Annotated in this window: 14 protein-coding genes and 4 tRNA genes; all 18 read left to right on the forward strand. The window is 63.7% G+C overall.

The genetic code is table 11. The annotated features are described in order from the left end of the window. The first annotated feature begins 480 nt into the window (after nt 1–480). The 18 genes from NKG59_RS22780 (at nt 481) to NKG59_RS22865 (ending at nt 24,909) form a co-directional block, all read left to right on the forward strand. Nucleotides 481–566, forward strand: a tRNA-Tyr gene (locus tag NKG59_RS22780). A 56-nt stretch (nt 567–622) separates the two neighbouring features. After that, a tRNA-Gly gene (locus NKG59_RS22785) sits at nt 623–696 on the forward strand. A 19-nt stretch (nt 697–715) separates the two neighbouring features. Next, nucleotides 716–790: transfer RNA gene (locus NKG59_RS22790), tRNA-Thr, on the forward strand. A 43-nt stretch (nt 791–833) separates the two neighbouring features. Next, nucleotides 834–2,024, forward strand: coding sequence for an elongation factor Tu (gene tuf, locus NKG59_RS22795; RefSeq protein ID WP_004634449.1), 1,191 nt, complete (start codon nt 834–836; stop codon nt 2,022–2,024). 89 nt (nt 2,025–2,113) lie between these two features. Continuing rightward, nucleotides 2,114–2,189, forward strand: a tRNA-Trp gene (locus tag NKG59_RS22800). 59 nt (nt 2,190–2,248) lie between these two features. Continuing rightward, entirely contained in the window at nt 2,249–2,629 is a 381-nt protein-coding gene (gene secE / locus NKG59_RS22805) for a preprotein translocase subunit SecE (RefSeq protein ID WP_045202995.1), read from the forward strand. Between the two features lie 12 nt (nt 2,630–2,641). After that, a complete protein-coding gene (nusG, locus tag NKG59_RS22810; protein WP_004634452.1) occupies nt 2,642–3,226 on the forward strand; it encodes a transcription termination/antitermination protein NusG in 585 nt (194 codons plus the stop codon). A 176-nt stretch (nt 3,227–3,402) separates the two neighbouring features. Next, nucleotides 3,403–3,834 carry a 50S ribosomal protein L11 gene (rplK, locus tag NKG59_RS22815; RefSeq protein WP_004634453.1) on the forward strand — a complete coding sequence of 144 codons (432 nt, stop codon included), beginning with the start codon at nt 3,403–3,405 and terminating at the stop codon, nt 3,832–3,834. A gap of 2 nt (nt 3,835–3,836) precedes the next feature. After that, nucleotides 3,837–4,532, forward strand: coding sequence for a 50S ribosomal protein L1 (rplA, locus tag NKG59_RS22820; protein ID WP_045202996.1), 696 nt, complete (start codon nt 3,837–3,839; stop codon nt 4,530–4,532). A gap of 376 nt (nt 4,533–4,908) precedes the next feature. Then, the gene (gene rplJ / locus NKG59_RS22825) at nt 4,909–5,415 is read left to right on the forward strand and encodes a 50S ribosomal protein L10 (protein ID WP_004634455.1); all 507 of its coding nucleotides are present in this window, start codon (nt 4,909–4,911) and stop codon (nt 5,413–5,415) included. 63 nt (nt 5,416–5,478) lie between these two features. Next, nucleotides 5,479–5,853, forward strand: a complete 375-nt coding sequence (gene rplL / locus NKG59_RS22830) for a 50S ribosomal protein L7/L12 (RefSeq protein ID WP_004634456.1) — start codon at nt 5,479–5,481, stop codon at nt 5,851–5,853. 449 nt (nt 5,854–6,302) lie between these two features. Continuing rightward, nucleotides 6,303–10,409 carry a DNA-directed RNA polymerase subunit beta gene (rpoB, locus tag NKG59_RS22835; protein ID WP_253541810.1) on the forward strand — a complete coding sequence of 1,369 codons (4,107 nt, stop codon included), beginning with the start codon at nt 6,303–6,305 and terminating at the stop codon, nt 10,407–10,409. Between the two features lie 126 nt (nt 10,410–10,535). After that, on the forward strand, nt 10,536–14,765 hold the full coding sequence (gene rpoC / locus NKG59_RS22840) for a DNA-directed RNA polymerase subunit beta' (RefSeq protein ID WP_045202998.1): 4,230 nt from the start codon (nt 10,536–10,538) through the stop codon (nt 14,763–14,765). 258 nt (nt 14,766–15,023) lie between these two features. Next, the gene (locus NKG59_RS22845; RefSeq protein ID WP_253541812.1) at nt 15,024–16,877 is read left to right on the forward strand and encodes a DUF2138 domain-containing protein; all 1,854 of its coding nucleotides are present in this window, start codon (nt 15,024–15,026) and stop codon (nt 16,875–16,877) included. Beyond that, nucleotides 16,874–17,578, forward strand: a complete 705-nt coding sequence (locus NKG59_RS22850) for a DUF1175 domain-containing protein (RefSeq protein ID WP_024977894.1) — start codon at nt 16,874–16,876, stop codon at nt 17,576–17,578. The genes NKG59_RS22845 and NKG59_RS22850 overlap by 4 nt, the downstream gene beginning before the upstream one ends. An 8-nt stretch (nt 17,579–17,586) precedes the next feature. Next, entirely contained in the window at nt 17,587–22,371 is a 4,785-nt protein-coding gene (locus NKG59_RS22855) for an alpha-2-macroglobulin family protein (protein ID WP_253541813.1), read from the forward strand. A gap of 7 nt (nt 22,372–22,378) precedes the next feature. Further along, entirely contained in the window at nt 22,379–24,109 is a 1,731-nt protein-coding gene (locus NKG59_RS22860) for a YfaQ family protein (RefSeq protein ID WP_253541815.1), read from the forward strand. An 8-nt stretch (nt 24,110–24,117) separates the two neighbouring features. After that, nucleotides 24,118–24,909, forward strand: coding sequence for a YfaP family protein (locus tag NKG59_RS22865; protein WP_253541817.1), 792 nt, complete (start codon nt 24,118–24,120; stop codon nt 24,907–24,909). Nucleotides 24,910–24,917 lie beyond the last annotated feature (8 nt).

The raw sequence follows: 24,917 nt of genomic DNA on the forward strand, positions 1-24,917 counted from the left end.
ATCAACACCCCAGCTCCATCAAAGAGCTGGGGTGTTTGTCTTTGCGCGAACGCTTCGCACACGTCCCGCCTGCAAGGCTCCGCAACACCCCGCAACAACCCCTCCCTCGCACAAAAAACAAAAGGCCCCCCAGCGGAGGCCTCTATTTGCTCGTGAACGGGCGCCTGGATGGTCCTCAGCCCGCCCGCTTGCTCCGAATCGTGTCCCTGTAGCTGCACGACACGGAATCACAGTGTCGTCCTTGCTGTTCCGCACCTCTTGGTTCGATGCCGATCTGCTCCATTTGCGACTGCCTGGGGATGCTCTGCAGGCCTTTTTGTCGGCGCTTTCGCGCGAGCAATGGAGTGGGCACGGTGACGCGGACCCCGCTTAACTGTGTTGCTCTATAAGGGTGAGAGCACCAATGCTCGAAATCTCGCGATTTCATCAAGCAATGCTTGACAGGGTGGCTTGGTGGTCCCATAATCGCAAGTTCTCTTCGGAGAGGTGCCCGAGTGGCTAAAGGGGGCAGACTGTAAATCTGTTGGCTTACGCCTACGTTGGTTCGAATCCAACCCTCTCCACCAGAATTAAGCAGTGAGTTCGGTCGCAAGGCCGGGCGGCAAGGGAAGAAGTAGTCCGGGCGGGTGTAGCTCAATGGTAGAGCAGAAGCCTTCCAAGCTTACGACGAGGGTTCGATTCCCTTCACCCGCTCCATTCACTGTTCGTAAGTTTTGCCCATGTGGCTCAGTGGTAGAGCACTCCCTTGGTAAGGGAGAGGTCGGCAGTTCGATCCTGCCCATGGGCACCACGCATCCACCAACGCAAATCGCTACCGAGACAGGAGTCGCGACATGGCAAAGGAAAAGTTCGAGCGGACTAAGCCGCACGTGAACGTTGGTACGATTGGTCACGTTGACCACGGCAAGACGACGCTGACCGCAGCGATCACGACCGTGCTGGCGACCAAGTTTGGTGGTGCCGCCAAGGCATACGACCAGATCGATGCGGCGCCGGAAGAAAAGGCACGCGGCATCACGATCAATACCGCGCACGTCGAGTACGAAACGGCTAACCGCCACTACGCGCACGTTGACTGCCCGGGCCACGCCGACTACGTCAAGAACATGATTACCGGCGCCGCCCAGATGGACGGCGCAATCCTGGTGTGCTCGGCCGCTGACGGCCCGATGCCGCAAACGCGTGAGCACATCCTGCTGGCTCGCCAGGTTGGTGTGCCTTACATCGTCGTGTTCCTGAACAAGTGCGACATGGTGGACGACGCCGAGCTGCTGGAGCTGGTCGAGATGGAAGTGCGCGAACTTCTGTCGAAGTACGACTTCCCGGGCGACGACACCCCGATCATCAAGGGTTCGGCCAAGCTGGCGCTGGAAGGCGACAAGGGCGAACTGGGCGAAGTGGCCATCATGAACCTGGCCGACGCACTGGACACCTACATCCCGACGCCGGAGCGCGCTGTTGATGGCACGTTCCTGATGCCGGTGGAAGACGTGTTCTCGATCTCGGGTCGCGGCACCGTGGTGACCGGCCGTATCGAGCGCGGCGTCGTCAAGGTTGGCGAAGAACTGGAAATCGTCGGTATCAAGGCCACGCAGAAGACCACCTGCACGGGCGTGGAAATGTTCCGCAAGCTGCTGGACCAAGGTCAGGCGGGCGACAACGTCGGTATCCTGTTGCGCGGCACGAAGCGCGAAGACGTCGAGCGCGGCCAAGTGCTGTGCAAGCCGGGCTCGATCAAGCCGCACACGCACTTCACGGGTGAGGTCTACATCCTGTCGAAGGACGAAGGTGGCCGTCACACGCCATTCTTCAACAACTACCGTCCGCAGTTCTACTTCCGTACGACGGACGTGACCGGCTCGATCGAGCTGCCGGCAGACAAGGAAATGGTCATGCCGGGCGACAACGTGTCGATCACCGTCAAGCTGATCGCTCCGATCGCCATGGAAGAAGGTCTGCGCTTCGCTATCCGTGAAGGCGGTCGTACCGTCGGCGCCGGCGTCGTCGCTAAGATCATCGAGTAAGTGCTGTAACTCTTCCGTGCGGCTGCCAACCGGCCGCATGTGAAGTGCCAGAGTGGGGTTGACCGAAATGGCAACCCCAAAGCTGTTTTAGGGGTATAGCTCAACTGGCAGAGCGTCGGTCTCCAAAACCGAAGGTTGGGGGTTCGATTCCCTCTGCCCCTGCCAATTCATCAGCCGCGTCGCGCAGGAAAACGCGCCACGCGGCTTAGTCTCGTTTGGGAAACATGGCCAATCCGAACGTCGAAACCGTCAACACCACCAGCGGCAAATGGCTGCTGGTCTTGGCGTTCCTGCTGCTGGTTGCTGGGGTGATCGGTTTTTACCTGCTGGCGCAACAGCCGAGCTATGTCCGTGCTGCCTCGCTGATCGGCGGGCTGGTGTTGGGCGCTGGCGTTGCGCTGGTGTCCGCACCTGGGCAGGGCTTCATCGAGTTCGCGCGCGAGTCGTACCGCGAAGTCCGCAAAGTGGTGTGGCCGACGCGCAAGGAAGCCGGGCAGATGACCGGTCTGGTGTTTGCGTTCGTCGTGATCATGGCCCTGTTCCTGTGGTCTGCGGACAAGCTCATCGAGTGGGTGATCTTCTCGCTCGTGCTGGGCTGGAAATAATTGGGTAAAGCCATGACGGATAACGTAGCGAACGACACGTCCACGGATTCGTCCGCACCGGCCTCGAAGAAGCGCTGGTATGTTGTGCATGCCTATTCGGGCATGGAAAAAAGCGTGCAACGCGCGCTGCAGGAGCGCATCGAGCGCGAAGGCCTGCAACATCTGTTCGGTCAGATTCTGGTGCCCTCGGAAGAGGTGATGGAGAGCAAGAGCGGTCGCAAGACCGTGACTGAGCGCCGCCTTTTTCCCGGCTATGTCTTTGTTGAAATGGAGATGACCGACGAGACCTGGCACTTGGTGAAGAACACTTCCAAGGTGACTGGTTTCATTGGTGGTACGGGCAATCGCCCCTCGCCGATTTCCAAGAGCGAAGTCGATAAGATCATGGCCCAGATCCAGGAAGGGGTCGAGAAGCCGCGTCCCAAGACGCTGTTCGAAGTGGGTGAAATGGTGCGCGTGAAGGAAGGCCCATTTACCGACTTCAACGGCAACGTCGAGGAAGTGAACTACGAGAAGTCGCGCCTGCGCGTTTCGGTGACGATCTTCGGACGTGCGACGCCGGTCGAGCTCGAGTTCGGTCAGGTCGAGAAGGTTTAAGAAATTCGGTGTGGTGGCGAAAGCTACCGCGCCAGTCGCCCGGTCCACTGGACTTGGCGGGCAAAGGTGGCGAAGCCGCCTGCGCCAACAGAGGAGCGTCGGCCTTGCGCCGATGCGTTACCACTCAACAGGATTGCCATGGTTGTTTGAGCTAGGCAATCCGGATTGGAGTCAAGATGGCCAAGAAAATTATTGGCTTTATCAAGCTGCAAATTCCGGCTGGTAAAGCAAATCCGTCCCCGCCCGTCGGCCCGGCCCTGGGTCAGCGCGGTCTGAACATCATGGAGTTCTGCAAGGCGTTCAACGCGCAGACTCAAGGCATGGAACCGGGTCTGCCGGTGCCGGTGGTGATCACCGCCTTCGCCGACAAGAGCTTTACCTTCGTGATGAAGTCGCCGCCGGCGACCGTGCTCATCAAGAAGGCTGCCGGTATCCAAAAGGGTTCCGCCAAGCCGCATACCGACAAGGTCGGCAAGATCACCCGCGCTCAGGCAGAAGAAATCGCCAAGGCGAAGAACGCTGACCTTACCGCAGCTGATCTGGACGCCGCCGTGCGTACGATCGCCGGTAGCGCCCGTTCGATGGGTATCACGGTGGAGGGCCTGTAATCATGGCAAAGATTTCGAAGCGTACGGCCGCTAACAAGGCCAAGGTCGAGCGTACCAAGTTCTATCCGATCGACGAAGCGCTGAGCCTCGTCAAGGAATGCGCCAGCGCCAAGTTCGATGAGTCCATCGACGTGGCCGTGCAACTTGGCATCGATGCAAAGAAGTCGGACCAAGTGGTCCGTGGTTCGGTGGTGCTGCCTGCTGGTACCGGCAAGTCGGTGCGTGTGGCCGTGTTTGCACAAGGCGACAAGGCCGAGCAAGCCAAGGCTGCTGGCGCTGAGATCGTCGGCATGGAAGACCTTGCCGAGCAGATCAAGGCCGGCAAGATGGACTTTGACGTCGTGATCGCTTCGCCGGACACGATGCGCGTGGTCGGTACGTTGGGTCAGATCCTTGGCCCGCGCGGCCTGATGCCGAACCCGAAGGTCGGCACCGTGACGCCGGACGTTGCCACGGCTGTGAAGAACGCCAAGGCTGGTCAGGTTCAATTCCGTGTCGACAAGGCCGGTATCATCCACGCCACCATCGGCCGTCGCTCGTTCGAGCCGGCAGCGCTGAAGAGCAACTTGGCTGCACTGCTGGACGCACTGACCAAGGCCAAGCCGGCATCGAGCAAGGGTGTGTACCTGCGCAAGGTCGCCGTCTCGTCGACGATGGGCGTGGGCGTGCGCGTTGACCAGGCGACCCTGGCTGCCTGATCGCTCTCGATCATTCGCACCAGGTGGCCCGATAACCATCCCGGTGTTAGCAGTTTTCTTTCGCGTGGCCCCGGCCACGCGGACCCTTGAAGCTTGAGGGACAAGACTTTGGGCAGTGGTAGACGTTTGCGCGAGCAGGCCGACGCCGCTGGTTATCAAAGACCGTTGGCGGTGAAAGGCTCCTTGGGGCCAACGCCTTAATCGCGGCTCCCTCCGGAAACGGAGGCGATGCTCAGCCAACGCAGATGGCGCCCCCGAAGGGAATAAGTGACTTTGGTATTGCCGAAGTGATTTGTGCCAATCGGACGCCGTACTTTTGGACTGACCGAGGTGACCGCAGTGACTGCGGAAACCGAAGTCGTTTTGGAGCTTAACCGTGGCACTCAATCTCGAAGATAAGAAGGCCGTCGTGGCCGAGGTAACGGCGCAAGTCGCCAAGGCCTCGACCATCGTCGTCGCTGAATATCGCGGTATCACGGTTGGCGATCTGACCAAGCTGCGCGCGCAAGCGCGCCAGCAAGGCGTCTACCTGCGCGTTCTGAAGAACACGCTGGCACGCCGCGCTGTTGAAGGCACGCCGTTTGCCGAACTCGCCGAGCAACTGACTGGCCCGCTGATCTACGGTATTTCCGAAGACGCAGTGGCCCCGGCCAAGGTGCTGAACGATTTCGCCAAGGGCAATGACAAGCTGGTGCTGCGCGCCGGTTCATACGATGGCAAGGTTCTCGATGTCGACGCCGTGAAGGCGCTGGCAACGATTCCGAGCCGCGAAGAACTGCTCAGCAAGCTGCTGTTCGTCATGCAGGCTCCGGTGTCGGGCTTTGCCCGCGCCCTGGGTGCCCTGGCTGCCAAGCAAGGCGAAGGCGAGGCTGCAGCGGCCTAATAGGCTGCTGCACCGCGTACAGATCGCACGATCGATACCGAATCACATTCTGGAGTTATTCAAATGGCAATCACCAAAGACGACATCCTGGAAGCCGTTGGCGCGATGTCCGTGATGGAACTGAACGACCTGGTCAAGGCGTTCGAAGAGAAGTTTGGCGTGTCGGCTGCTGCTGTGGCCGTGGCCGGTCCGGCTGCTGCTGGTGGCGCTGCTGCCGCAGAAGAGCAAACCGAATTCACCGTGACGCTGAAGAGCGCCGGCGCGAACAAGGTTGGCGTCATCAAGGCCGTGCGTGAAATCACCGGTCTGGGCCTGAAGGAAGCCAAGGACCTGGTCGATGGCGCACCGAAGCCCGTGAAGGAAGGCGTCGACAAGAAGACCGCCGACGAGCTGGTGAAGAAGCTGGTGGAAGCCGGCGCGGAAGCCGAAGCCAAGTAAGTGCAGGTCTCGCGTGCCGCACTCGGTACGCGATAGAGGCTGGCAAAGGGATATTTCCCGGCGCCAGCCTTTTTGCGCTTGTAGGGTCGATTGTTGAGCGATCCCGCAATCACGCAGTAAGTATCGTTGAAGTCTCTTTGCCGGGTTTTCCGGCAGCAGGCCAGGACAAGGCCAGCAGAGGCCAAACATCAGTGGCACACTAGGCAGTTCGCAGTCCGCTGATGTTTGTCTTCTGAACCGACTGCAGAAGGCAAGTTTGGTCGGGTACTCCCCCGTCCGTAGCATGAGCTCCATGGGCCCATGTGCGGGTGGCGCGCGCAGTACCGTCAGCCAGAGGTTGGTAGCGGCCAACCGCCAAATCCCGTCACCAGTCGCTGAACACCTCAAGTGTCAGGCGTGCCTTATCGCCTTAAGTCCGTCGCGCGCACTTGCGATGATTCGGAGATCCCATGGCGTACAGCTTTACCGAGAAGAAGCGTATTCGCAAGAGTTTCGCGAAACGCGCAACGGTTCATCAGGTTCCCTTCCTGCTTGCCACCCAGATTCAATCGTATGCCCAGTTCTTGCAGGAGAACGCTCCTGTTGCACAACGCAAGAGCGAAGGTCTGCAAGCGGCGTTCAACGCCATTTTCCCCATCGTGTCGCACAATGGTCTGGCACGCATGGAGTTCGTGTCGTACCACCTGTCCAACCCGCCGTTTGACGTCAAGGAATGTCAGCAGCGTGGTCTGACCTTCCACTCGGCGCTGCGCGCAAAAGTGCGCTTGATCATCAACGACCGCGAGAATCCCACCAAGGTCAAGGAGATCAAGGAGCAGGAAGTCTACATGGGCGAAATTCCGCTCATGACCTCCACCGGTTCGTTCGTGATCAACGGTACGGAACGTGTGATCGTGTCTCAGCTGCACCGTTCGCCGGGCGTGTTCTTCGAGCACGACAAGGGCAAGACGCACAGCTCGGGCAAGCTGCTGTTCTCGGCGCGGATCATTCCGTACCGCGGCTCGTGGCTCGATTTCGAATTCGATCCGAAGGACATCCTGTACTTCCGCGTTGACCGCCGCCGCAAGATGCCGGTGACGATCCTGCTGAAGTCGATCGGCCTGACGCCGGAGCAGATCCTGGCGCACTTCTTCGTGTTCGATAACTTCACGCTCAAGACCGAAGGCGCACTGATGGAATTCGTGCCCGAGCGTCTGCGCGGTGAAGTCGCTCGCTTCGACATTTCCGACAAGAACGGCAAGGTCGTGGTCGAGAAGGACAAGCGCATCAACGCCAAGCACATCCGTGACCTGGATTCCGCCGGCACCAAGCTGATCAGCGTCCCGGAAGACTATCTGCTGGGCCGCGTGCTGGCCAAGAACATCGTCGATCCGGATACCGGTGAAGTCCTGGCCAACGCCAACGACGAACTGACCGAAGGCGTGCTCGAGAAGCTGCGCGACGCTGACGTGAAGGAAATCCAGACGCTGTACACGAACGACCTCGATCAAGGTCCGTACATGTCGGCGACGCTGCGCACGGATGACACGGCCGACCAGACCGCCGCGCGTATCGCCATCTATCGCATGATGCGCCCCGGCGAGCCGCCGACCGAAGACGCCGTTGAAGCGCTGTTCCAACGTCTGTTCTACAGCGAAGACTCCTACGATCTGTCGCGCGTTGGCCGCATGAAGGTCAACAGCCGCCTGAACCGTTCGGCCGGTACCGGCCCGATGGTGCTGACGGACGAGGACATCCTCGACACGATCAAGCTGCTGGTGAACCTGCGTAACGGCAAGGGCGAAGTGGACGATATCGACCACCTCGGCAACCGCCGTGTGCGTTGCGTCGGCGAACTGGCGGAGAATCAGTTCCGCGCCGGTCTGTCGCGCGTTGAGCGTGCCGTCAAGGAACGTCTGGGCCAGGCCGAGACGGAAAACCTGATGCCGCACGATCTGATCAACTCGAAGCCGATTTCGTCGGCGATTCGGGAGTTCTTCGGTTCGTCGCAGCTGTCGCAGTTCATGGACCAGACCAACCCGCTGTCGGAAGTCACGCACAAGCGTCGTATCTCGGCTCTGGGCCCGGGCGGTCTGACGCGCGAGCGTGCGGGCTTTGAAGTCCGTGACGTGCACCCGACCCACTACGGCCGCGTGTGCCCGATCGAAACGCCGGAAGGCCCGAACATCGGCCTGATCAACTCGCTGGCGCTGTACGCGCAACTGAACGACTACGGCTTCCTCGAAACGCCGTACCGCAAGGTTGAAAACAGCAAGCTGACCGATCAGGTGGATTACCTGTCGGCCATCGAGGAAGGCAAGTACGTGGTGGCGCAGGCCAACGCGACGCTGGACGAGGACGGCAACCTGATCGACGAACTGGTCTCCGCGCGTGAAGGCAGCGAGCGTGAAACCCGTATGGTCACGCCGGACCGCGTGCAGTACATCGACGTGGCACCGTCGCAGATCGTGTCGGCTGCAGCTTCGCTGGTGCCGTTCCTCGAGCACGATGATGCAAACCGTGCACTGATGGGCGCAAACATGCAACGTCAGGCCGTGCCTTGCCTGCGTGCAGACAAGCCGCTGGTGGGTACCGGCGTCGAGCGCACCGTGGCAGTGGACTCGGGTACCGCCGTGCAGGCAACCCGTGGCGGCGTGGTCGACTACGTTGACGCGAACCGCGTGGTGATCCGCGTGAACGATGCCGAAGCCGTCGCTGGTGAAGTCGGCGTGGACATCTACAACCTGATCAAGTACACGCGTTCGAACCAGAACACGAACATCAATCAGCGTCCGATGGTCAAGGTGGGCGACATCGTTGCCCGCGGCGACGTGATCGCTGACGGTGCCTCGACCGACATGGGCGAGCTGGCGCTCGGCCAGAACATGCTGGTCGCGTTCATGCCCTGGAACGGCTACAACTTCGAGGATTCGATCCTGATCTCGGAGCGCGTCGTGGCTGAAGACCGCTACACCTCGATCCACATCGAGGAGCTGTCGGTCGTTGCTCGCGACACCAAGCTCGGACCGGAAGAAATCACGCGCGACATCTCGAACCTGGCCGAAGCCCAACTGGCTCGCCTGGACGAATCGGGCATCACGTACATCGGCGCAGAAGTGGAAGCCGGCGACGTGATGGTCGGCAAGGTCACGCCCAAGGGCGAGACCCAGCTGACGCCGGAAGAGAAGCTGCTGCGTGCGATCTTCGGTGAGAAGGCGTCCGACGTGAAGGACACTTCGCTGCGCGTGCCTTCGGGCATGAGCGGTACCGTGATCGACGTGCAGGTCTTCACGCGTGAAGGCGTGGTGCGTGACAAGCGTGCCCAGTCGATCATCGACGAAGAACTGAAGCGCTACCGCCTGGACTTGAACGACCAGCTGCGTATCGTGGAAGGCGATGCCTTCCAGCGTCTGGAGCGTCTGCTGGTGGGCAAGGTTGCCAACGGCGGCCCGAAGAAGCTGGCCAAGGGCACCGCGCTCACGAAGGAATACCTGGCCGATCTGGACAAGTGGCACTGGTTCGACATCCGCCCGGCGGAAGACGAGGTCGCGCTGCAACTGGAGGCCGTGAAGGTCGCCATCGAGCAGAAGCGCCACGACTTCGACCTCGCGTTCGAAGAGAAGCGCAAGAAGCTCACGCAAGGCGACGAACTGCCGCCGGGCGTGATCAAGATGGTCAAGGTGTACCTGGCCGTGAAGCGTCGCCTGCAGCCTGGCGACAAGATGGCTGGCCGTCACGGTAACAAGGGTGTTGTGTCGAAGATCACCCCGATCGAAGACATGCCCTACATGGCCGACGGCACACCTGCCGACATCGTGCTGAACCCGCTGGGCGTGCCTTCGCGGATGAACGTGGGTCAGATTCTCGAAACCCACCTGGGCTGGGCCGCACGCGGTCTGGGCGAGCGCATCGGCAACATGCTCAAGGCGCAAGCCAAGGCTGCCGAGATCCGCAAGCTGCTGGGTCAGATCTACAACGAGAGCGGCAAGGTTGAGGATCTGGACAGCCTGTCGGACGCCGAAATCCTCGAGTTGGCCGAGAACCTGAAGAAGGGCGTGCCGTTCGCGACGCCGGTGTTCGATGGTGCGCATGAGGACGAAATCCGCCGCATGCTGGACCTCGCCTATCCGGAAGACATCGCGAAGGAGAAGGGCCTGACTGCTTCCAAGCAACAGGTCACGCTGTTCGACGGCCGCACCGGTGAAGCCTTCGAGCGTCCGGTCACGCTGGGCGTGATGCACATGCTGAAGCTGCACCACTTGGTCGACGACAAGATGCACGCGCGCTCGACCGGTCCGTACTCGCTGGTGACGCAGCAGCCGTTGGGCGGTAAGGCTCAGTTCGGTGGCCAGCGTTTCGGTGAAATGGAAGTGTGGGCACTCGAAGCGTACGGCGCGTCCTACGTGCTGCAGGAAATGCTGACCGTGAAGTCGGATGACGTGAACGGCCGGACCAAGGTGTACGAGAACATCGTCAAGGGCGAGCACTCGATCGATGCCGGCATGCCGGAATCGTTCAACGTGCTGGTGAAGGAAATCCGCTCGCTGGGTATCGACATCGACCTCGAGCGCAACTAAGCGCCGATGCGATGAGGGCGTGGCAGCACATCGCCACGCCCTGGTAACAGCAGCCATTGACGAAGATTTAGGGCCGGCGCCTTTGGGTCACCCCAAGACGCCAGCCTCAAACTCAAGGAGTTTGGAATGAAAGCATTGCTCGACCTATTCCGTCAGGTACAGCAAGAAGAGCAGTTTGACGCGATCAAGATCGGCCTCGCGTCGCCTGAGAAAATCCGTTCGTGGTCGTTCGGCGAAGTCAAGAAGCCCGAGACCATCAACTACCGTACGTTCAAGCCTGAGCGTGACGGTCTGTTCTGCGCCAAGATCTTCGGCCCGATCAAGGATTACGAGTGCCTGTGCGGCAAGTACAAGCGCCTGAAGCACCGTGGCGTGATCTGCGAGAAGTGCGGCGTTGAAGTGACGCTGGCCAAGGTGCGCCGTGAGCGCATGGGCCACATTGAGCTGGCTGCCCCGACCGCGCACATCTGGTTCCTGAAGTCGCTGCCGTCGCGTCTGGGCATGGTGCTCGACATGACGCTTCGCGACATCGAGCGCGTGCTGTACTTCGAAGCATTCGTCGTGGTTGAGCCGGGCATGACCGCGCTCAAGAAGAGCCAGATCATGTCGGAAGACGACTACCTGGCCAAGTGCGACGAGTACGGCGAAGGTGAATTCGTCGCCATGATGGGCGCCGAAGGCATTCGCGAGCTGCTGCGCGGCATCGACATCGAGAAGCAGATCGAAACGATCCGCGCTGAGCTGCAGGCCACGGGCTCGGAAGCCAAGATCAAGAAGTTCGCCAAGCGCCTGAAGGTGCTCGAGGCATTCCAGCGTTCGGGCATCAAGCCGGACTGGATGATCCTCGAAGTGCTGCCGGTGCTGCCGCCCGAGCTGCGTCCGCTGGTGCCGCTGGACGGCGGTCGTTTCGCCACGTCGGACCTGAACGACCTGTATCGCCGCGTGATCAACCGGAACAACCGTCTGAAGCGTCTGCTTGAGCTGAAGGCGCCGGAGATCATCGTGCGCAACGAAAAGCGCATGCTGCAGGAAGCAGTGGACTCGCTGCTGGACAACGGCCGTCGCGGCAAGGCGATGACCGGCGCCAACAAGCGTCCGCTGAAGTCGCTGGCTGAAATGATCAAGGGTAAGGGCGGTCGTTTCCGTCAGAACCTGCTGGGCAAGCGCGTGGACTACTCGGGCCGTTCGGTCATCGTGGTGGGCCCGACGCTGAAGCTGCACCAGTGCGGCCTGCCCAAGCTGATGGCGCTCGAACTCTTCAAGCCGTTCATCTTCCACAAGCTGGAAACGATGGGCATCGCCACCACGATCAAGGCGGCGAAGAAGGAAGTGGAAAGCCAGACGCCGGTGGTGTGGGACATCCTCGAAGAGGTGATCCGCGAGCACCCGGTGATGCTGAACCGTGCACCGACGCTGCACCGTCTGGGTATCCAGGCGTTCGAGCCGGTGCTGATCGAAGGCAAGGCCATCCAGCTGCACCCGCTGGTCTGCGCGGCGTTCAACGCCGACTTCGACGGTGACCAGATGGCTGTTCACGTTCCGCTGTCGCTCGAAGCGCAGATGGAAGCGCGCACGCTGATGCTGGCGTCGAACAACGTGCTGTTCCCGGCCAACGGCGATCCCTCGATCGTGCCGTCGCAAGACGTGGTGCTGGGTCTGTACTACACGACCCGCGACAAGATCAACGGTCGCGGTGAAGGCATGACGTTCGCCGACATCTCGGAAGTGATCCGCGCCTACGAAAACAAGGAAGTCGAACTGGCTTCGCGCGTGAACGTGCGGATCACCGAGTACGACCTGGTGAACCCGGAAGCTGACGGCGACGCCCGCTTCGCGCCGAAGATCACGCTGCAGGCCACCACGGTCGGTCGCGCGATTCTGTCGGAGATCCTGCCGAAGGGTCTGCCGTTCTCGGTGCTGAACAAGCCGCTGAAGAAGAAGGAAATCTCGCGCCTGATCAACACGGCGTTCCGCAAGTGCGGTCTGCGCGAAACCGTGATCTTCGCAGACAAGCTGCTGCAGTCGGGCTTCCGCCTGGCAACGCGCGCCGGTATCTCGATCGCCATCGACGACATGCTGGTGCCGCCGGCCAAGGAGAAGATCATCTCCGAGGCTGCCGCCAAGGTGAAGGAATACGACAAGCAGTACATGTCGGGTCTGGTGACGGACCAGGAGCGTTACAACAACGTCGTGGACATCTGGGGTGCCGCTGGTGACCAGGTGGGCAAGGCGATGATGGAGCAGCTCCAGACCGAAGACGTGATCGACCGCAACGGCAAGACCGTGAAGCAAGAGTCGTTCAACTCCATCTACATGATGGCCGACTCGGGCGCACGGGGTTCCGCGGCGCAGATCCGTCAGCTGGCAGGTATGCGTGGCCTGATGGCCAAGCCGGACGGCTCGATTATCGAGACGCCGATTACCGCGAACTTCCGCGAAGGCCTGAACGTTCTGCAGTACTTCATCTCGACCCACGGTGCACGTAAGGGTCTGGCTGATACGGCACTGAAGACCGCGAACTCGGGTTACCTGACCCGTCGTCTGGTCGACGTGACGCAGGATCTGGTGGTGGTGGAAGACGATTGCGGCACCTCCAACGGCGTGGCCATGAAGGCCCTGGTCGAAGGCGGTGAAGTGATCGAAGCCCTGCGCGACCGTATCCTGGGCCGCGTGGTCGTCAACGACGTGGTGAACCCGGAAACGCAGGAAACTGCGATCGAAGCCGGCACGCTGCTCGACGAAGACATGGTGGACCTGATCGACGCGCTGGGCGTGGACGAAGTGAAGGTTCGCACGCCGCTGTCCTGCGATACGCGCTACGGTCTGTGCGCCAAGTGCTACGGTCGCGACCTCGGCCGCGGTGTGCTGGTGAACTCGGGCGAAGCTGTGGGTGTGATCGCCGCGCAGTCGATCGGTGAGCCGGGCACGCAGCTGACGATGCGTACGTTCCACATCGGTGGTGCGGCATCGCGTGCAGCAGTGGCATCGAGCGTGGAAGCGAAGGCAACCGGTACCGTGCGTTTCACGGCGACCATGCGTTACGTCACCAACGCGAAGGGCGAGCAGATCGTCATCTCGCGTTCGGGCGAAGCGCTGATCACCGACGACCACGGCCGTGAGCGTGAGCGCCACAAGATCGTGTACGGCGCGACGCTGCTGGTCAAGGATGGTCAGTCCATCAAGGCCGGCACGCAGCTCGCCACGTGGGATCCGCTGACGCGTCCGATCATTTCGGAGTACTCGGGCACCATCAAGTTCGAGAACGTCGAAGAAGGCGTGACCGTCGCCAAGCAGATGGACGAAGTGACCGGTCTGTCTACGCTGGTGGTCATCGATGCGAAGCGTCGTACCGCTGCCACGAAGGGCATCCGTCCGCAGGTGAAGCTGCTCGACTCGTCGGGCGCTGAAGTGAAGATCCCGGGCACGGACCACTCCGTGACCATCGGCTTCCAGGTGGGCGCGCTGATCACTGTGAAGGACGGTCAGCAAGTGCACGTGGGTGAAGTGCTCGCACGTATCCCGACCGAATCGCAGAAGACGCGTGACATTACCGGTGGTCTGCCGCGTGTGGCCGAGCTGTTCGAAGCCCGTTCGCCGAAGGACGCCGCCGTGCTGGCGGAAGTCACCGGTACGACTTCGTTCGGTAAGGACACCAAGGGCAAGCAGCGCCTGGTGATTACGGATCTCGACGGCAATGCCCACGAGTTCCTGATTGCCAAGGAAAAGCAGGTGCTGGTGCACGACGGCCAAGTGGTCAACAAGGGCGAAATGATCGTTGAAGGCCCGGCCGACCCGCACGACATCCTGCGTCTGAAGGGCGTGGAAGAACTGGCGACCTACATCGTCGACGAAGTGCAGGACGTGTACCGTCTGCAAGGTGTGAAGATCAACGACAAGCACATCGAAGTGATTGTTCGTCAGATGCTGCGCCGCGTGCAGATCGTCGATACCGGCGACACCCGCTTCATCCCGGGTGAGCAGGTGGAGCGTTCGGACCTGCTCGACGAGAACGACAAGGTGATCGCGCTGGGCAAGCGTCCGGCGACCTACGAGAACCTGCTGCTGGGTATTACGAAGGCATCGTTGTCGACCGACAGCTTCATCTCGGCGGCGTCGTTCCAGGAAACCACGCGCGTGCTGACCGAAGCCGCCATCATGGGCAAGGTCGACGACCTGCGTGGTCTGAAGGAAAACGTCATCGTCGGCCGTCTGATCCCGGCGGGTACCGGCCTGGCTTACCACCGCGCCCGCAAGGCGAAGGAAGTGGCCGACCGCGACCGCGCTGCGGCGATTGCCGAAGAAGAAGCCGCTTCGATCTTCGAAACGCCTGCTGTTCAGCAAGAAGGCGACGCGTAAGCGAACCCAAGCAACACCATCAAAGCCCGGCCATGTGCCGGGCTTTTTTTTCCTGCTTTTTGCCCGGGCGCCGTGTGCAGACGCCAAACAACACCGGCGTTGCCCAATTCGGATTTTCTCGAAACGTTAACCCGCCTTAACATGCCAGCCGCTATGATTTCGCGGTTATAGACCGGCACTTTTTACAATCTGCGCGCCCTCCAGCGGAGCAGGTTCCAGCAAGTCGCCGGCCCTTCCAGTCTTGCCGACGATTCCTCCATGAAGCTCACACGCAAGCAGATCGCCGTTGGTGCGGTCGCCCTGGTCGTTGCCGGTGCGGCGGTGGTGCAGATGGTCTGGCACCCGTTTGGCCGCACGCGCGCGCTGCACGCTCGCCAGGTCCAGCTCGACCTGACATATCCCGATGCCCTGATCGACAGCCAAAGCCTGTCGCAACTGCCGCGCGACGTGCTGCGCGTGCCGCTGCTGCGCGATGTGCTGACAGAAGATTTCGTCGCCTATTACGAGGGCAACGAAGACCGGCTCTCGGTGGCTGGTGCGCTGCGCCGCCTAGCGTACGAGCAGAAGCTCGATCTGGCTGAGACGGTGCTCAAGCACGTGTTTGACGAGCCCGCCCGCGTGATGCTGTGGCGTGGCCCCGACGACAAGCTGCGCTACTGGGTGCTCTCGATGCAGCGCAACGGCTTGGCGAAGGCGCTCGAAGCCGTGGCCACCGTGGCTACGAGCGACACGCAGCTCACCAAAGTCGCCGATGGGCTCGGCGATTCCGGCGCGCCGGTGTATGCGCTCAGGCTCTCGGCCACGCGTTCGATCCTGATTGCCAGCAAGGGCGATCGGCTTATCGCGCTGTCCGAGCCGGGCATCCTGATGGACAAGGACGGCAAGCCGATTTCCAAGCAGGCGAGCGCGCTGGCGGCGCTGCTGTCGGACGATGCCGGCAAGCGTAACGTGCAGGGCACGGCGTACGCGCTGCCCGCGCAGGAGCCGACGGGCCATCACGTTGTGGTGAGCGCCAACTATCTGTCGTTTGGTTATCAGCAGTACTTTCCCGGCATTGAAGCGCTGCGCTTCGACTTCGGTTCGGGCAAGGACGGCGGGGGCAACGGCTGGCAGAGCGCCGCGCTCATCGACCCGAGCCGCCTGACCGGCAAGTGGGATAACGCAGGCCTGTGGCGCGCACTCCCGTCTGACCCGGCCGCGTGCGCAACGCTGCCGGTCGACTGGAAGGCTGCCGGCACGCTGCTGAAGTCCGTGACCGGCGACGCCAAGGAGGTCAGCGAAGCCGCCGCGCACGTTGGTGACGCGTTTGCGGGCCCGGCTGCAGCGTGCTGGTACGGCAAGTCGTCGCTGGTCGCGCCGCTGTTCGTGGCGAAGCTGTCGTCGGCGTCGCAGGCCGAGGTAGTCAAGCCGGCCCTGGCGGCGCTTTTCGGTCAGATCATTGGGTCGTACGAAGCCAAGGCGCAGGCGGACGACAAGTCCGGCCCGTACAAGCGCCTGCCGGTGACGACGAAGCCGGGACCCGCCAACGCCACGCTGTGGCAGCGGCCTGTGAGCGCGCGCTACGGTACGGCGCAATCGGCGGATGCCCCGTTTGCGGCGCAGCTATCGTCCGAGCGCTACTTCCCCGTCACGCTGGCGATTGCTGGAGACGTGGTGGTGTTCTCGCCGGACGCGCGCCTCGTCGATGATGCATTGGCAGTGCTCGCCAAGCGCTTCCCGGCAGTGGCGGATAGCCTGCCGAAGGACAAGACCGATCGCATCGTGCTGACGATGACGCCCGCATCGCTCGCGCCGCTCGTCCGCCGCGAAGCGGGTGCCGCGTTGCCGGCCGACCAGGAAGCGGTGTTCCTGAACGCTGCGCAGACGCATCTGTTTCCGAAGCTCAAGGCGTTGTCGCGGTACGCGCCGGTGTCGCTGTTGCTGGATGGCGGCGTGCCGTCGTCGCGTGGCTGGGTGCCGGTGACGTGGTTGTCGAGCGGACGCGGTCTGCCTGCCGGTGGCGATGGCACGCCGCCGCCGGCTGACGCAGCTGCAGCATCTGCCCCGTTGGCTGATGCGCCGACCGCAGCGGCTGCGACTCCCGCTTCCGAAGACAACACCAGCTCGCAATGACGCTGCGCGCCCAGGCCGCCGCGCTGAACCGCCGCCGTTGGTTGACGGCGGCGGGCGCCTGCCTGCTCGCTCCGTCTGTGCATGCGTTGTCGGGCTGGGCCGACACGGCACCTGCGGATGCCGATGCCCTAACGCCCGATCAATCCAGCGTGTTCCGTGCGTGGTTCGTCCGCATCGTCAACGAGCAGCTCCGCCAAGGCCCGACGCCGCGCTGGACGCACCGCGACTGCGCCGGCCTTGTGCGCTTCGCTGCAGGCGAGGCGCTGCGCACGCACGACGCGCGGTGGCTGCGCGCCAACGGCATGCGCGATGCGGAATCCGCGCGACACCTGCCGCCCGAGCTGAATCTCACGCCTGCCCAGCGCACGCTCACGCAGCGGTGGGCACGCTTCGATGGCAGTACCGGCGCATATGTGTCGGCGCTCGGCCTCATCCAGCAGAACAGCCGATTCATCGCAAAGGACGTCAACCAGGCGCTCCCGGGCGATCTGCTCTTCTTCGATCAAGGCGACGACCAGCATCTGATGATCTGGATGGATCGCTACATCGCTTACCACACCGGCACCGTCACCCGCACCGACAACGGCCTGCGCGCGGTCCCGGTCTCTGAACTGATGCAATGGAAAGACTCGCGCTGGCAGCCGCAGAGCGGCAACCCCAACTTCATCGGCGTGTTTCGTCTGGCCTTTTTGACACGGTAGAAAAACTCATGCGCAACCGTTGGCTGTCGTTCAATCTCGTTGCCGCCGTCAGTCTGATGGTGCTGGCGTTCGTCGCTTCGATGCCGGCAGCGCATGCGGCCGATGCGCCGGAAGCACCGAATCCCACGCTGTTCGACGTGCCGGGCAGCGGCTACGAGCCGTTCAAGGGCCAGCCGTTCTTCCTGCTGTCGGACGCGAGCTACGGCACCGATCAGGAAGCGATGGTCCGCCTCGAGGCGCCGGGCCGCGAGTACAAGGACGAACTCTCCCGCTACGGCGGCGCGGACATCCTCGTCTACCGCGTGCCGCAGCCGTTGGAATTCTTGAAGGCGCAGAAGAACCTGCACCGCATCGACGTCAAGGCCAACTACACGGGCGAAGGCCTGGCCAACACGCTCGCCTATCTGTGGGACAACTGGACGCGCCAGGCCCGCCGCGCCTGGCAACGCGTGCTGTCGTTTGCCACGCGCAGCAAGGCCGTGGAGACCGCGCCGCAGTTCAGCATGGGCGATCAGATGACCGCGCCCACGCGCTTCTCGAACAACCCGCAGTACGCGCCGCTCAAGGGCTACGAACTGCTGGGCCGCTTCCGCTACCCGATCTGGGATGCCAAGCCCATCGCACCGCCCAAGGACGTGAAGCTCGAGGGCAGCAGCAGCGAATGGATGCCGCAGAACGCCGGCAACGTGATGATTCCGGTCGGCAAGCTGCCGGCGGGTCTGTACATCGTTGAAGCGGTGATTGGCGCGTACCGTGCGCACACGCTGCTGTTTGTGTCGGATACCGTGGCAGTTACCAAGGGCACTTCGCAAGGGATGATGGTGTGGACGGCCGAGCGCAAGAGCGGCAAGCCTGTTGCGGGCGCATCGGTGAGCTGGACCGACGGTGTGGGCGTGCTCGCCTCCGGCACCACCGAAGCCGACGGCACGGCCGACCTGCGCCACGTGTCGCCTGAGCGCAGCTACGTGATCGGCAACGACCGCGCGGGCGGCGTGTTCATCTCCGAGAATTTCTATTACGACAGCGAGATCTACAACACCAAGCTGTACGCCTTCACCGATCGTCCGTTGTATCGCCCGGGCGACGAAGTGAACGTTAAGTTCATCGGCCGCAACTTCAAGAACGCAACCGAATCGACCGTGCCGGCTGCCGGCGACATCAAGCTGCAAGTGCTCGACCCGAATGGCGCGCCGGTAGCCACGTCCACCACGCGCCTGGCGGGCGAGACCGGGGCTGATGCGCGCTTTACGCTGCCGTCCAACGCGCCGGCCGGCGGCTACTCGCTGCGCTTCGATTACAACGGCGGCACCTATGGCGGCGCTTTCCGCGTGGCCGAATACATCAAGCCGCACTTTGACGTGAACCTGTCGCTGGACAAGGCGAGCTACGGCACGGGCGAAGCGGTCAAGGGCAAGATCAGCCTGCGCTATCCGGACGGCAAGCCGGTCAAGAACGGCAAGGTATCGGTCAGCCTGCGCGCGCAACAGGTGACGATGGTGGAGGGCGAGTTGCGTTACGCGGGTCTGTTCCCCGTCAAGCTGGAGCAGCAGGAGCTGACCACCGACGGCGACGGCAACGCCAAGCTGGAACTGCCCGCCGCCAAGGAACCGAGCCGCTACGTCGTAACCGTGTTTGCCAACGACGGCGCAGCGTATCGCGTGAAGGTCACGCGCGAATTGCTGATCGCACGCGGCGCCACGCCGTACAAGCTGTCGACCACGTCGAACTTCACCACGCCGGGCCAGAACGTGTCGTTCACGCTCACGCCGATGCCGGTTGTTGGTGGCGCAAGCGGAGCCAGCGCCCCGCCCGCGAAGTGGGATCTGGTGCGCCTGGAAACGCGCACCCGCACCGAAGGCACGCTGGCGCCGGATGCCAAGGGCAACGCCACGTTCCCGGTCAAGTTCGAGCAGCCCGGCTCGTACACGCTGTCTGTGCGCGATGCGGCCGGCAACCTGCTTGCCGCATCAAGCCACTGGGTGGCCGGCGACGGCGTACAGACCGTGCCGGGCAATATCGAAATGGTGTTCGACCGCGATCGCTACCAGATTGGCGACACGGCCGAAGCGCTGATCACGTTCCCGCTGCCGGTGGATGATGCGCTGCTCACGCTGGAGCGCGACAAGGTCGAGCGCCACGCGCTGCTCACGCGCGGCGGCGAATGGCTGAGCCTGCAGAAGGTCACGCCGTCGCAATACCGCGCGCGCATCAAGATCGGCGCGGAGTTCGCGCCCAACATGACGTTCTCGGTGCTGTACGTGCGCGATGGCGACATGGTGTTCCAGAACGCCGGCATCGTCGTCACGCAACCGACGCTGGACTTGGGCGTCCATGCCGACAAGGCCGTCTACGCCCCGGGCGAGACCGTCACGCTGGACCTGACCAGCGGGCCGGCGGGCAAGCCCGTGCCGGCCAACCTGACCGTGTCGGTGGTCGACGAAATGATCTACGTGCTGCAGCCAGAGGTGGCGCCCAGCATCGTCGACTTCTTCTATCACCCGCGCCGCAACAGCGTGCGCACCACGTCGAGCCAGAGTTTCATCAGCTACGACCTGGCGCTCGCCTCGCTGCCGGGCAAACCGGGTGGCACGTATGGCCGCCATAACGAGCGTGGCGTGAAGGTGCTGGAGCGGCCCCGCCGCGACGAGCAGGACACCGCCGCCTGGGTCGCCAACCTGCAGACTGGCGCCGATGGCCGCGCCCGCATGACGTTCAAGATGCCGGATTCGCTGGCGCGCTGGCGCATTACCGTGCGCGCGGTGTCCACCACCGGCGCATCAGACGGCATCGTCGGCCAGCGCACCGCGAGCATCCGCTCCGACAAGCCGCTGTACCTGAAGTGGACCGGCCCGCAACGCTTCCGCGAAAGCGATCAGCCGCGTCTGGACATGGTCGCCTTCAACCAGACCGACAAGGACGTCACCGCCGACTGGATCGTTTCCGGCGCTGGCCTGAACATCAACCAGCGCGTGACGCTCAAGCGCGGCGCCAACTATCTGCGTGCGCCCGTCACGGCGCTGCAGGCGGGTGTCGTGAATGCCGAGCTGAAGCAGGACGGCAAGGTTTCGGACCGTCTGCAGACCACGCTCAAGCTGGATGCAACGGGCTGGCTGGCCGACCGTGAAAACGTCGTCCCGCTCACGCAGTTGCAGGGCACGCGCCTGCCGCTTGGCCTGCCTGCCGATGCGCGCGACGTGCGCCTGCGCGTGGTCGGCAACACGGCCAGCCAGTTTGCTCGCGTGGCGGATGACCTGATCGAGTATCCGTACGGTTGCGCCGAGCAGACCGCCAGCCGCCTGATCCCGCTGGCACTTGCACAGCAGAGCCTGGCTGCCACCGGCACGCGCGTGGGTGACGGTGGCCCCGCAGGCACGCAAGGCGTCGACGCGCTGCTGCGCACGCAGCGCCAACGTCTGGCATTGCTGGCCGGCACCAACGGCACCTTCGGCTGGTGGGGCGAGCTGACAACAAGCAGCGCGCTGATCACGTCGTATGCGTATTACGCAGATTGGCTCGCCAGCCGCTCGGTCGGCATCAGCCTGCCGGCAGACAACTGGAAGCAGGTGCTCGAAGCCTACAAGCGCACCAGTCAGAACGAGCCGCTGCTGCATCGCGCGCTCGCGCTGTGGTTTGCCAACGAGATGGGTCTGCCGGTGGCAACACCGCTGTCGGGCGTGGCCAACGAGCTTGCACCTAGTGGCGGTAAGGCGGCCAAGGCCCCGGCCGATGCCGATCCTGCAGCGGGTGACAGCCTGATCTTCGTGGCGCCGGATTCGCCACGCGGCCGTCAGGTCGCGACAGTGCTGACGGCACAGCTGATGCGCCAAGTCGGTCAGCCGGTGCCGGAAGCGCTGGTCTCCGCCGACATTGCTGCACGCAACGCGCTCGCCGCCAACAACTCGCCGCTGGTGCAGAGCCTGTTGCTGATGGGCGGTGGCCGCTCGGCTGCCGACCCGGCGCCGTTGCTGGCCCGCGCGAGTGCCGCCATGCCGACGATGGATCGCGCTATTGCGCTGGTCTGGCTGCAGAAGGGTCTGGGCGGCTTGCAAGGCGCCAGCGTTGCCACCGTCCAGCCGGCCGTTTCGGCTGGCGGCTGGCAGGCGACGCGCTCGCCGGTGGGTGTGCCGACGTGGCGCTGGACCGGCGCGCAAGTGCCCGCCGCACTGGACCTGACGGTGGCTCCGACCGACGTGACCACGCAATCGGCCATCGTGTCGTACCGCAGCCGCGCGGCTGAGGCCTCCAAGCTGCCGATCACGGTGGAGCGCAAGCTGTACCGTCTCGAGCCGATCGACAGCGCGCCCGCCAAGGCCGATCCGAAGGCGCCCAAGCAGCCGGCGGCCGATGCCAGCAGCAGCGGCATCGCCTTTACCGCCAAGCCGGTCAAGTCGGGCGACACGCTCGACAGCAACGCGCTCTACGTTGACGAGGTGGTGCTGACGCCGCGCCAGGGCACGTACCGCTACGGCCTGGTCGAAGTCCCGCTGCCGCCGGGCGCCGAAGTGGAAGCCACCACCTGGGGCATCCAGATCGACGGCTTGAAGGGCGAACCGAACGAAGGCAACGGCGCGCAGCCGTTCGAGCGCAAGGCCGCATATGAAATGGGCCAGCTCTCGTATAACCAGCCGGTGCCCGCACTGGAGCGCCCGACCGTGCTGCGCCAGCTTGTGCGCTTCTCGCTACCGGGCCGCTTCGCGCTGCCGCCGGTGCGCTACTTCCGCATGTACCAGCCGGAAGCCAAGGCGTTCCAGGGCGACGGCAAGACGGCCAGCTATCCGTTCAAGGTGGAGTGATCTGGCGATGCGTTCCCGCCTGCTCGCGCGTGGTGTGCTGACCAGCCTATTCTGGGCTGGCGGCACCTGCGCGCTTGCCGGGCAGGCTGGGCACGCCATCGCCGCGCCGGTCGGCCAACCGCTTTCGCAGCTGCGATATGCCGCTTTGCAAGGCGACGAGGCAAAGCTCTGGCAATTCAGCGCTGACCCGGCCGGTGGCATGCCGCAAGCCGCCGCCTTGCCGCGCGCCGCCGAAACACCGCTCGGCAGCGTCTGGAAGCTCTTCGTCTACAGCTACCTCGTCTCGCGCCGCATCAACACGCCCGACTACACGTGCCACGGCAACGACGCCGAAGAGGTCTACTGCTGCACTGCCGGCAACAGCATCGACCGCGAGCGCGCACTCATCCAATCGTGCGGACGCTATTTCGAGCCCGCACGTCTCGGCCTGGATCGCGCGGATTGGCGTCGCTTCTGGCAGCAAGCCGGATCGCCCGCATGGTTGCGCGACCTGCGTGCCATGCAGCCGACGCATCGCGTGCCGGTCGCCGATCTGCTCACCGCGTTGCACAGCGTTCCGGCCGATGGCCGCGAGACCGCGGCGCAAACGCTCGTCTCCGTGCTGACCGTCGGGCGTGGCGAGGGCACGGTGTCGGATTTCGGCGGCCTGCTGCGCGCCAAAACGTGGACGATGCCCGACCCGCAGCGCCCTGGCGCGTCGATCGGCGGCGCCGCGGGATGGCTCGCCGACGGCACGCCTGTCTGGCTGGGCGGCGCGGGATCGAGCAACCAGGTGCTGGCCGCCGCTGCACCGCGCCTCACGCCGTTAATCGAGCAGACGCCCGTGCCCGACGACGATGCCTGCGTCGCGGTGGACTTCTTCGCGCGTTACCCGATTCGCGAGGTGCGCGATGCCAGCGGCCGGCCGGTCGCCCCCGGTCGCCTCGAAGGCCGCTACGCCGTGCACTTCGTCAACGGCAATACGCTACCGATCGAAAGCAAGGGCGAGTTGACGCTCGCGCGTCAGAACAACGCGCCGGTCATCACGGGCCGCCTGGGCATGAACGATTACGTGGCGCGCGTGGTCGAGCGCGAAGGTGAACTCGCCGAGCCACAGGCCGCGCGTGCGTTGGCCGTGGCGGCGCGCAGCTATCTCGTGCAGCACGCCTCACGCGACAAGGGCTGCTACCGCATCGCTGACAGCTCGCGCACGCAGCGCGTGCTACCGCGCCCGCCGCTGGCCGCCGCACGCAACGCCGCCGAATTTACCGACACGCTGGTCCTGACCGGCCAGTCCGTGCAGTACCACGGCACCATCAGCGCGCGCGGCCAGATGAGCTGGACCGCCGCGCGTGCCGCCGCACAGCGCGGCCAGGGGTTTGACGCGATCCTTGCGCAGTGGTGGCCGCAGGCGACGCTCACGTCGTTCCAGAGCCCGGTAGCGGGGGATTGTTCGCCCGTGGCGGGCGCGCAGCAGTGGCTGCAGGCGCGCGCGCCGCGTTGGTCCGCGCGCCTGAGTGCCGAGCCCGGTTACGAGACACCGCCGCTGCCCGCCGTGTGCGTCGTACAAGAGGGTCGCCCGTACGCCGATGCGCGCCGCAACCGGCTCTACGTGCATCGGCTTGCCACCGAGGAGGACCGCATCGCGCTGACGCACGAATATTTGCATCTGGCCTTTGCGCGGCACCCGCGCGGGCAGGACGAACAGTTTGTCGAGGCGATGGCGCGTCGCCTGATCCGAGGGGAGGGTTTGCTGTGAAGAGTGGGATGACGCGCTTGGCGCTCGGGGCTGCCACGCTGCTGCTGGCCGCTTCGGCGCTGGCTGAGCCGGTGGCCGATCTGGAGCGGCCCATCGGCGGCTGGCGCAACAGCAAGCTGACCAACGAGCTGGAGCAATACACCGCTGCGTATCCGAAACCGCCCGTGGACCGTGGCGCGCAAAAATACCGCACGCTCATCGCCGGACGCATCCGCGCGGTCGGCAAGCAGCGCCGCCCGCCGGTGCTTGTCGTCAACGGCAACGCCATGCCGCTGTATGGCGATGGCGAAGGCCGCTTCGCGCGCCCCTGGGCGTTCGGCCCCGGCTCGAACAGCGTCGAAATCGTGAGCCCCGATGGCCAGTCGCGCCAACGCCTGCAGTTCTACGAGGCCGACACCACCAAGACGTCGGCCAAGCTGCGCGCCATCCTCACGTGGGACGACCCGCGCGCCGAGGTCGACATGCACGTCATTTCGCCGATTGGCGATCACGCGTTCTGGGCGCAGCCGCTCCTGTCCGACGGCGGCGGGCTCGACGTGGACAGCGTCGACGGCGCTGGCCCCGAGATTTTCTCGACCGCCGCGCCGCGCCCTGGCGTGTGGCTGTTCTACGTGAACTACTGGGGCAACTTCAACGCCGGCGGCTACAACTTCGACGAAAAGGCGCACGACCGCGATCTCATCACCGCGCAACTGACGCTGATCTATAACGAGAACACGCCCAACGAGCGGCGCGAGTTCGTCAGCGTGCCGCTGCGCAAGATCGGTGAGCTGGCGCTGATGAAATCCATCCGCTTCTGACGTGACGC

This window comes from Ralstonia chuxiongensis (genome assembly GCF_024158925.1).
Classification (GTDB): Bacteria; Pseudomonadota; Gammaproteobacteria; order Burkholderiales; family Burkholderiaceae; genus Ralstonia; species Ralstonia chuxiongensis.